The sequence below is a fragment of the Micromonospora sp. NPDC051924 genome, assembly GCF_055586005.1.
The window spans coordinates 1-9,418 of record NZ_JBVJJA010000097.1; the positions used below are offsets into that span (position 1 = coordinate 1).

The following is a 9,418-nucleotide window of genomic DNA, read 5'->3' on the forward strand; positions in this document are numbered from 1 at the left end:
CTTCCACCCCACCGCCCGGGTTGATCATGAAGTTGGCGGCGATGTGGATCTCCACTACTGCCGTCAACTTCATGATCAACGGCGCGGGGGCGGGGGGTGGCGGTCAGGCGGGGGTGGGGAGGGTGGCGCGGCGCGTGCGGACGGCCTGGGCGAGGTGGTCGAGGACCTCGGCGGTGGTGTCCCAGCCGATGCAGGCGTCGGTGACCGACTTGCCGTACTCCAGCTCGCGGGTGGGGTCGAGATCCTGCCGGCCGGGCTGGAGGAAGCTCTCCAGCATGACGCCGACGATGCCGCGCTGGCCGGCGGCGAGCTGGGCGGCCACGTCGGCGGCGACCAACGGCTGGTTGCGGTGGTCCTTGCCGCTGTTGGCGTGACTGGCGTCGATCACCACGCGTTCCGGCAGGCCGGCCGCCCGGAGCAGGTCCAGCGCGGCGGCCACCGACTCCGCGTCGTAGTTGGGTCGGCCGCCGCCGCCGCGCAGCACCAGGTGGCCGTCGGCGTTGCCCCGGGTGTGCATGATCGCCGGGGTGCCGGAGACGTCGATGCCGGGGAAGACGTGCGGCACGCCCGCCGCCCGGATCGCGTCCACCGCGGTCGAGATGCTCCCGTCGGGGCGGTTCTTCATGCCGATCGGCATGGACAGGCCGGAGGCGAGCTGCCGGTGCACCTGGCTCTCCACGGTCCGCGCGCCGATCGCGCCCCAGGCGACCGTGTCGGCGATGTACTGCGGGGTGATCGGGTCGAGGAACTCGCAGCCCACGGGCAGGCCGAGGCGCAGCACGTCGAGCAGGAGCGCGCGGGCGGTACGCAGCCCGGTGTTGACATCCCCGGAGCCGTCCAGCCCCGGGTCGTTGATCAGGCCCTTCCAGCCCACCGTCGAGCGCGGCTTCTCGAAGTAGACGCGCATCACCACCAGCAGGTCGTCGGCGAGCCGGTCGGCGACCTCGCGCAGCCGGCCCGCGTACTCGAGGGCGGCGGCGGGGTCGTGCACCGAGCACGGGCCGACCACGACCAGCAGCCGGTCGTCGGCCCGGTCCAGCACCCGGCCGACGGCACGTCGACCGGCCACCACGGCCTCGGCGAGCGGGGCCTCCAGCGGCAGGTGGTGGTGCAGCAGGGCCGGGGTGGTCAGCGGCACGACACGGTCGATCCGCTGGTCGATGACCCGATGGGCGTCCGGGGTCGTCACGGTGGGCTTCCTTCCGCCGACCGTGCCCCGGGGCCGGCGCCCGAGGTCGAGCCGGCTGCTCGTACACGAAAGGGCAGGGAGAATCCCTGCCCGGCCGGCTCGAAGAGGAGTGACGTCAGATCATGGTCGAGTCACCGGCTCCTCCAGCCGGCTGCCTAAACCATCGATACGACCGCGTCACGCCAGCCAGCTTACCCGATGCGACCGGGAAGTCCCGCTCCGTTCCGGAGTGCGGAACGCGGGGTATGGGAGGAGACATGAGTCACGACCAGAGCGACCAGGAGCGGATCGAGTCCCGCTCTCACCTGCTGCCCGAGGAGAAGGCGGTGGGCAGCGACGACGCCGCGGCCCAGGCCGACGCGATCCTCACCGAATCGGACATCCGGGAGGACCGGAACGTCGCCGAGGACACCACCCTGGAGCACCGGACGTCCGACCAGACCGTGACCCCCGCCGAGCCGCCGGACTGACCGGCGCGTACGGCCCCGCGGAGCGAGCCTGGGCGGGGCGTCCTTCCGGACGCCGTGCTCGCGCACGTCCCCTTTCCGCCCGCGAGATCGGATAGCGTCGTGCCATGCCCGACAGCGGTTACCCCTGGCCCATCGAGACGACCCGACTGGACAACGGCCTGCGCGTGGTGGTGAGCGAGGACCGTACCGCTCCCGCGGTCGCCGTCAACCTCTGGTACGACGTGGGCTCCCGGCACGAGCCCGAGGGGCAGACCGGCTTCGCCCACCTCTTCGAGCACCTGATGTTCGAGGGCTCGGTGAACGTGGCGAAGACCGAGCACATGAAGCTCATCCAGGGTTCCGGCGGCTCGCTCAACGCCACCACCAACCCGGACCGGACCAACTACTTCGAGACGGTCCCGGCCGAGCACCTGGAGCTGGCGCTGTGGCTGGAGGCCGACCGGATGGGCGGCCTGGTGCCGGCGCTGACCCAGGAGACGCTGGACAACCAGCGGGACGTGGTGAAGAACGAGCGCCGCCAGCGCTACGAGAACGTCCCGTACGGCGACGCCTGGCTGCGGCTGCTGCCGCTGCTCTACCCGCCGGGCCACCCGTACCATCACGCGACGATCGGGTCGATGGCCGATCTGAACGCCGCCGACCTGGCCACCTTCCAGGCGTTCCACACCACCTACTACGCGCCGAACAACGCGGTCCTCACCGTGGTCGGCGACACCACGGCCGCCGAGGTGTTCGCGCTGGCCGACAAGTACTTCGGGGCCGTCCCGGCGCGCGAGGAGATCCCCGCCGCGCCGGACGGGCGGACCGTGCCGGCGACCGGGCGGCCGGCGGTGGAGAAGGTCGTCGCCGACGTGCCCGCGCCCCGCGTGTACGTCGCGCACCGCACCCACCCCTACGGCACCACGGGGTACGACGTGACCACCGTGCTCGCCACCGTCCTGGGTACCGGCCGAGGCAGCCGCCTCTACCAGCGGCTCGCCGACGGGGAACGGATCGCCCAGCCGGATCTGGTCGGGGCGTACGGGGTGGACCTGGCGTACGCGCCGGCCCCGCTGATCGCCACCGCCACCGCCCGCCCCGGGGTGGACGCCGAGCGGCTGCGCGCCGGGCTGACCGACGTCATCGACGAGCTAGCCACCGTCCCGGTGACCACGGCCGAGCTGGACCGGGCCAAGGCGCTGCTGAGCACCCAGTGGTGGCGGCACATGTCCACGGTGGACGGCCGGGCCGACGTGCTCGGCCGGTACGCCACCCAGTTCGGTGATCCGGCGAAGATCGGTGAGCGCCTGCCGGCGTGGCTCGCGGTCACCGCCGAGCAGATCGCCGAACAGGCCGCCGAGCTGCTCGGTGCGGCCGACCGGGTGACCCTCACCTACCTGCCCGAGGAGAAGCCATGACGTTGATCGCCACCCGTCCCGGCCCGGGCGCCGCCCGCCCGTACCGGTTCCCGCAGGTGGTCCGCCGGACCGTCGCGGGCGGGCAGGTCGTCGCCGCGCACCTGCCCGGGCAGAACCTGGCCGTCGCGCTGCTGCTCCTCGACGCCGGCGCCGGCCGGGAGCCGGTCGGCAAGGAAGGGCTGGGCGGGGTGCTCGCCAAGGCCTTGGAGGAGGGCACCGCCCAGCGGGACGGCACCGCCTACGCGCTGGCCATCGAGGCGCTCGGCACCGAGCTGGTGATCGGGCTGGACTGGGACTCGTTCCAGGTCAGCGTCCAGGTCCCGGTGGACCGGCTGAGTGCGGCCGTGGAGTTGCTCGCCGAGGCGGTCCGTACGCCCCGGCTGGAGCCGGTGGACGTGCTGCGGGTCCGCGACGACGAGGCGACCGCGCTGCGGATGGACTGGGCCAACCCCGGCCCGCGCGCGGACGCGGTGCTGCGCGCCGACCTGTTCGGCGCGGACAACCGCTGGGGCCGGCCGATGTACGGCGACCCGGAGAGCGTCGCCGCCCTGGACGTGGACGACGTGACGGTCTTCCACTCCGAGTGGTTCATCCGTCCCGGGACGCTGATCGTCGCCGGTGACCTGGACCGGCTCGACCTGGACGCGCTCGGCGCCGCGGCGTTCGCCGGCACCGGGGGCGGACCGGTCGAGAAGGGCGGCCCGATCGAGGTGCCGCTGTCCGGCCGGCGGAAGGTCATCCTGGTCGACCGGCCCGGCTCGGTGCAGTCCACGCTCCGCCTCGGGCACCCCGCCCCGCACCGGGCCCACCCGGACCACGTGCCGATGACGCTCGCCGGGACGGTGCTCGGCGGAGCGTTCACCTCCCGGCTCAACCACCTGATCCGCGAGGTGCACGGCTACACGTACGGCATCCGTGGCGACTTCGCCTCGTCCCGCCGGTTCGGGCGGTTCGCGATCAGCTCCGGCGTGCAGACCGCGGTGACCGCGCCGGCCCTGGTCGAGTCGGTCGGTGAGGTCTCGCGTACCCGGTTGACCGGGGTGACCGAGGAGGAGCTGGACGTGGCCCGCTCGTGGCGGGCCGGCCAGCTCTCCGTCGAGCTGCAGAGTCCGCGCGCGATCGCCGCCGCGCTGACCACGCTGGTGGTGCACGACCTGCCGGACGACTACCACGCCCGGCTGCGCGAGTCGCTGCTCGCCGCCGACGTCGCACAGGTCTCGGCGGCTGCCGAGACGCACCTGCACCCGGAGTCGCTCACCCTGGTGGTGGAGGGCGACTCGGCGGTCATCCGGGACGAGCTGGTCGCCGCCGGCCTCGGCGAGGTCGTCGACCACGCCCCCTGACGAGGGGCCGTCGCCAGGTCGGCGATGTGGCGGTGTCGGCAGGCCGAGGACACCGCCACATCGGCGGTGTGATTCCGGTCGCTTCCCCGGCCGCCGGTCGCCGGGCTGGGGCGCGGATGCTGCGGTCGGCAGCCCCGACGACGGGTGAATCTTCGGGGTGGCGCGTCGCTCGGTGGGGTCATTTGCGGGTGACGGGCCTGGTCGGGGGCGGTACGGCCGCTGGCGGGGGCCCGCGCGATGGGAAAGGCTTCCCGCTCGTCCCGTCGGGCTGGGTAGCCTCGCGGGCATGAGGATCGGCATTGTGGGGGCCACCGGCCAGGTCGGTGGCGTGATGCGGCAGGTGCTGGCGGAGCGCGACTTCCCGGCGGAGCAGGTGCGGTTGTTCGCCTCGGCCCGGTCGGCCGGGCGCAGCCTGCCCTGGCGGGACGGCGAGATCACCGTGGAGGACGCGGCCACCGCCGACTACCGGGGTCTGGACATCGTGCTCTTCTCGGCGGGCAAGGGCACCGCCAAGGAGCTGGCCCCCCGGGTCGCCGAGGCCGGCGCGGTGGTCATCGACAACTCCTCCGCGTTCCGGATGGACCCGCAGGTGCCGCTGGTGGTCGCCGAGGTCAACCCGCACGCCATCGCCGACCGGCCGAGGGGCATCGTGGCCAACCCCAACTGCACCACCATGGCCGCCATGCCGGTGCTGCGGCCGCTGCACCAGGAGGCCGAGCTGGTCAGCCTGGTGGTCTCGACGTACCAGGCGGTCTCCGGCGCCGGGCTGGCCGGCGTGGCCGAGCTGGACGAGCAGGTGCGCAAGGTGGCGGAGCACGCCAGCGGGCTCACCTTCGACGGGTCGGCCGTGGAGTTCCCCGCGCCCCGCTCGTTCGCCCGACCGATCGCGTTCAACGTGCTTCCGCTCGCCGGCTCGATCGTCGACGACGGCTCCTTCGAGACCGACGAGGAGCAGAAGCTGCGCAACGAGAGCCGCAAGATCCTGGAGATCCCCGGGCTGAAGGTCTCCGGCACCTGCGTACGGGTGCCCGTCTTCACGGGCCACTCGCTCCAGATCAACGCCCGCTTCGCCCGGCCGATCAGCCCGGCCCGGGCGCACGAGCTGCTGGACGGCGCGCCCGGCGTGGCGCTGTCGGACGTGCCGACCCCGCTCCAGGCGGCCGGCCAGGACCCGACGTACGTCGGGCGGATCCGCGCCGACGAGACCGTCGAGCACGGCCTGGCCCTGTTCTGCTCGAACGACAACCTGCGCAAGGGCGCCGCGCTCAACGCCGTGCAACTGGCCGAACTGGTCGCCGCCGAGCGCCGCTGATCCCGTCCGGCCGCGCCGATTCCGGTGCCGGCACCCGAGTCATGTGCCGGCACCGGACGGGCAAGGCCGGCGAGGCGCCGGGCGGCGGGGACGTGGGTGCGGTGGGATGGGTGGCGACCACGACGTCTCGACGCGGGAGGCCGCCATGGCGGACGAGCAGACCCAGCAGGCCCTGACCGATCTCATCGCGAGCCGCCGGCTCGGGATCCTCGCCACCATCAAGCGGGACGGCCGTCCGCAGCTGTCCAATGTGATCTACTCCTTCGACCGCGAGCCGGGACTGATTCGCGTCTCGGTCACCGACGGACGGGCCAAGACCGCCAACCTGCGCCGGGATCCCCGGAGCAGCTTCCACGTCAGCAGCGAGGACGGTTGGGCGTACGCGGTGGCGGAGGCGCGGGCGGAGCTGACCCCGGTGGCCGAGCGGCCGGACGATCCGACCGTCGAGGAACTCGTCGGGCTCTACCGCGCGGTGCAGGGCGAACATCCGGACTGGGACGACTTCCGGCGGGCCATGGTCGCCGAGCGCCGCCTCGTGCTCCGGCTGCACGTCGAGCGGGTCTACGGGATGCCCCCGCGCGGCTGACGGCTGCGCCATCGGCCGGGCGTCCGCGCCGGTTACCCCGGCCGGGGCGGCGGGTAGACCGCGGTGCCGGAACCGAGAGGGGAGCACCATGACAACGGTCGGAGAGTTCATGACGACCCGGTTGGTGACGATGGACGGCAGCGACACCCTCACCGCCGCGGCGCAGGAGATGCGCGACAGCGCCATCGGCGACGTGGTGGTGACCGACGGCGACAACGTGGTCGGCATTGTCACGGACCGGGACATCACGGTCCGCGGCGTCGCCGAGAACATGGACCCGAGCACCACCCGGCTCAACCAGATCACCAGCAAGAACGTGGTGACGGTGAGCCAGTACGACGACGCGGTCGCCGCCGCCGACCTGATGCGGACGTACGCCGTCCGGCGGCTGCCGGTGATCGACGACGGCCGGCTGGTGGGGCTGGTCTCCATGGGCGACCTCGCCGTCGAGCGGGAACCCCAGTCGGTGCTCGCCGACATCAGCGCCGACGAACCCAACAACTGAGCTGTCCGCCGCGGTGACGCCGACCTCCGGTTCGGGGGTCGGCGTTCGCGTACGCCCGGGCCGGCCCGCCGATGCCCGACTCACCCGAACTGGGCGAGGTTGACCGCGTACCCGGCGGGGACCCCTCCTCGGACGCCGCACGCCGCGGATGGCGGGAGGAGTGGAACCGATGGTGGACGCGACCACAAGGTTCTTCGAGGACCTCGACCGGCGGGGGTTCGAGCCCCTGTTGGCGAAGACCGCCGGAACCCTGCGTTTCGACCTGCACGAGGGGGCCCACACGACGCACTGGCTGCTGCAGATCGACCGGGGCAAGCTCCAGGTCCGGCAGGAGGACCGGGAGGCCGACACGGTGGTGGGGACCGGTCCCCGGCTCTTCGGTGAGCTGGTCGCCGGCCAGGAGAACGCCATCGCGGCCCTCCTGCGGGGCGACATGACCGTGTCGGGCGACCTGCGGCTGGTGCTCCAGGTCGAACGGCTCTTCCCCGGCCCACCGGATTCCCAGGGGCCGCATCACGCGTTCGGGAGGGAGGGATTCTGATGGCTGACACCAACACCGTCCGGATCCTCGACGGCAACACCTTCGTGGTCTCCGAGGACACCGGGGACATCGAGGCCACCCCGACCGAGCCGACCGGGCTGTTCTCCATCGACACCCGGTTCCTGTCCCGCTGGGTGCTGACCGTCAACGGCGAGCGACTAAACGCCCTCTCCTACGACGACCTCCAGTACTACGAGGCGCGGTTCTTCCTCGTCCCCGGCATGGCCACGCACTACGTCGACGCCAAGTTGTCGATCATCCGGGAGCGCGCGGTGGGCGGCAGCTTCCGGGAGAGCCTGACCATCCTCAACCACGACGAGAAGGCGGTGGACCTGGAGGTGCGGATGGCGGCGGCCTCCGACTTCGCCGACCTCTTCCAGGTCAAGGACGAGATCCTGAACAAGAAGGGCGAGATCTACAGCGAGGCCGAGGCGGACCGGCTGCGGCTCGGCTACCGGCGCGGGAACTTCCGGCGGGAGACGGTGATCACCTCTTCCCGGCCGGCCCGGTACGACCGCGAGGGCTTCGCCTTCACCATCCACCTGGAACCCAACGAGCAGTGGGACACCGCCATCGACGTGCAGACCTTCGCGGTCGGCCCGGGCGGTCGGGACCTGCGGATGGGACTGCGCGCGCACGGGACCGAGCGGCTGGCCCTCCAGCACGACCTGGAGGAGTGGATCGCCAAGGCGCCGAAGGTGAACAGCGAGCACGGCCGGGTGTCCTCGACGTACCGGCGCAGCCTGGTCGACCTGGCGGCGCTGCGGTTCTCGCCGCTGTCCCTCGGCGGGCAGACGCTGCCGGCCGCCGGCCTGCCCTGGTTCATGACCATGTTCGGCCGGGACAGCATCTTCACCTGCCTCCAGGTGCTGCCGTTCGCGCCGGACATGTCCAAGACCACGCTGCGGATCCTCGGCGCGTTGCAGGGCACCCGGTTCGACGACTTCCGCGACGAGGACCCGGGCCGCATCCTGCACGAGATGCGGTACGGCGAGACGGCCGCCTTCGAGGAGCAGCCGCACTCGCCGTACTACGGCTCGGTGGACGCCACGCCGCTGTTCGTGGTGCTGCTCGACGAGTACGAGAAATGGACCGGGGACGCCGCGCTGGTCAAGGAGCTGGAACGGGAGTGCCGGGCGGCGCTGCACTGGGTCGACGACTACGCCGACCTGGTGGGCAACGGCTACATCTGGTACGAGCGCCGCAACACCGAGAACGGCCTGGAGAACCAGTGCTGGAAGGACTCCTGGGACTCCATCTCGTACTCCGACGGCTCCCTGCCGCCGTTCCCCCGGGCCACCTGTGAGGTGCAGGGGTACGCGTACGACGCGAAGATGCGGGCCGCCCGCCTGGCCCGGGAGTTCTGGGGCGACCCGGCGTACGCCGACCAGTTGGAGCGGGAGGCCGCGGCGCTGAAGGAGCGGTTCAACCGGGACTGGTGGGTGGAGGAGGGCGAGTTCTACGCCCTCGCCCTGGATCCCGACGGGCGGCGGTGCGACGTGCTCAGCTCCAACATGGGACACCTGCTGTGGAGCGGCATCGTCGACGACGAGCGGGCGGCGAAGATCGCCGGGCACCTGGTCGGGCCCCGGCTCTGGTCCGGCTGGGGGGTGCGCACCCTGGCCGAGGGCGAGGTCCGCTACAACCCGATCGGCTACCACAACGGCACGATCTGGCCGTTCGACAACTCCTTCATCGCCTGGGGCCTGCGCCGGTACGGCTTCGCCGAGGAGGCCGCCACCATCGCCAACGGCATCCTGGACGCGGCGATGTACTTCGACGGCCGGCTGCCGGAGGCGTTCGGCGGCTACCGGCGGGAGCTCACCAAGTTCCCGGTGGAGTACCCGACGGCGTGCAGCCCGCAGGCCTGGTCCACGGGGACCCCGCTGCTGCTGATCCGCACCATGCTGGGGCTGGAGCCGCACGAGGGACACCTGGCGGTCGATCCGCGCCTGCCGGTGGGCATGGGCCGGATCGAGGTGCTGGACATCCCGGGCCGGTGGGGCCGGGTGGACGCCTTCGCCCGCGGCCGGCTGGACCTGCACAACCTGGCCGGCGGCTAGGGCTGCCGGTGC

The 9,418-nt window shown here is 72.4% G+C and carries 9 protein-coding genes; 8 read left to right on the plus strand and 1 reads right to left on the minus strand.

Annotated features, from left to right (window positions below; all coding sequences use genetic code 11):
- Positions 1–103: 103 nt before the first annotated feature.
- Positions 104–1,189: a 3-deoxy-7-phosphoheptulonate synthase gene (locus tag ACZ6S5_RS34530; RefSeq protein ID WP_466006490.1), complete on the minus strand. Its 1,086-nt coding sequence runs from the start codon at positions 1,187–1,189 to the stop codon at positions 104–106.
- 257 nt (positions 1,190–1,446) lie between these two features.
- Here ACZ6S5_RS34530 and ACZ6S5_RS34535 point away from each other — a divergent pair, with 257 nt between their 5' ends.
- From ACZ6S5_RS34535 to ACZ6S5_RS34570, 8 genes are all read left to right on the plus strand, one after another.
- The gene (locus ACZ6S5_RS34535) at positions 1,447–1,659 is read left to right on the plus strand and encodes a hypothetical protein (RefSeq protein WP_466006491.1); all 213 of its coding nucleotides are present in this window, start codon (positions 1,447–1,449) and stop codon (positions 1,657–1,659) included.
- A gap of 104 nt (positions 1,660–1,763) precedes the next feature.
- The gene (locus tag ACZ6S5_RS34540) at positions 1,764–3,056 is read left to right on the plus strand and encodes a M16 family metallopeptidase (RefSeq protein WP_466006492.1); all 1,293 of its coding nucleotides are present in this window, start codon (positions 1,764–1,766) and stop codon (positions 3,054–3,056) included.
- Positions 3,053–4,399, plus strand: a complete 1,347-nt coding sequence (locus ACZ6S5_RS34545) for a M16 family metallopeptidase (protein WP_466006493.1) — start codon at positions 3,053–3,055, stop codon at positions 4,397–4,399. Before ACZ6S5_RS34540 ends, ACZ6S5_RS34545 begins: the two co-directional genes overlap by 4 nt.
- A 286-nt stretch (positions 4,400–4,685) precedes the next feature.
- A complete protein-coding gene (locus ACZ6S5_RS34550) occupies positions 4,686–5,711 on the plus strand; it encodes an aspartate-semialdehyde dehydrogenase (protein WP_466006494.1) in 1,026 nt (341 codons plus the stop codon).
- 145 nt (positions 5,712–5,856) lie between these two features.
- Positions 5,857–6,297, plus strand: coding sequence for a PPOX class F420-dependent oxidoreductase (locus ACZ6S5_RS34555; RefSeq protein WP_466006498.1), 441 nt, complete (start codon positions 5,857–5,859; stop codon positions 6,295–6,297).
- Between the two features lie 88 nt (positions 6,298–6,385).
- Positions 6,386–6,802 carry a CBS domain-containing protein gene (locus ACZ6S5_RS34560; protein WP_466006495.1) on the plus strand — a complete coding sequence of 139 codons (417 nt, stop codon included), beginning with the start codon at positions 6,386–6,388 and terminating at the stop codon, positions 6,800–6,802.
- A gap of 169 nt (positions 6,803–6,971) precedes the next feature.
- Complete coding sequence (locus tag ACZ6S5_RS34565) at positions 6,972–7,343, plus strand: SCP2 sterol-binding domain-containing protein (RefSeq protein WP_466006496.1); 372 nt, start codon at positions 6,972–6,974, stop codon at positions 7,341–7,343.
- Positions 7,343–9,406: an amylo-alpha-1,6-glucosidase gene (locus ACZ6S5_RS34570; protein WP_466006497.1), complete on the plus strand. Its 2,064-nt coding sequence runs from the start codon at positions 7,343–7,345 to the stop codon at positions 9,404–9,406. Before ACZ6S5_RS34565 ends, ACZ6S5_RS34570 begins: the two co-directional genes overlap by 1 nt.
- Positions 9,407–9,418 lie beyond the last annotated feature (12 nt).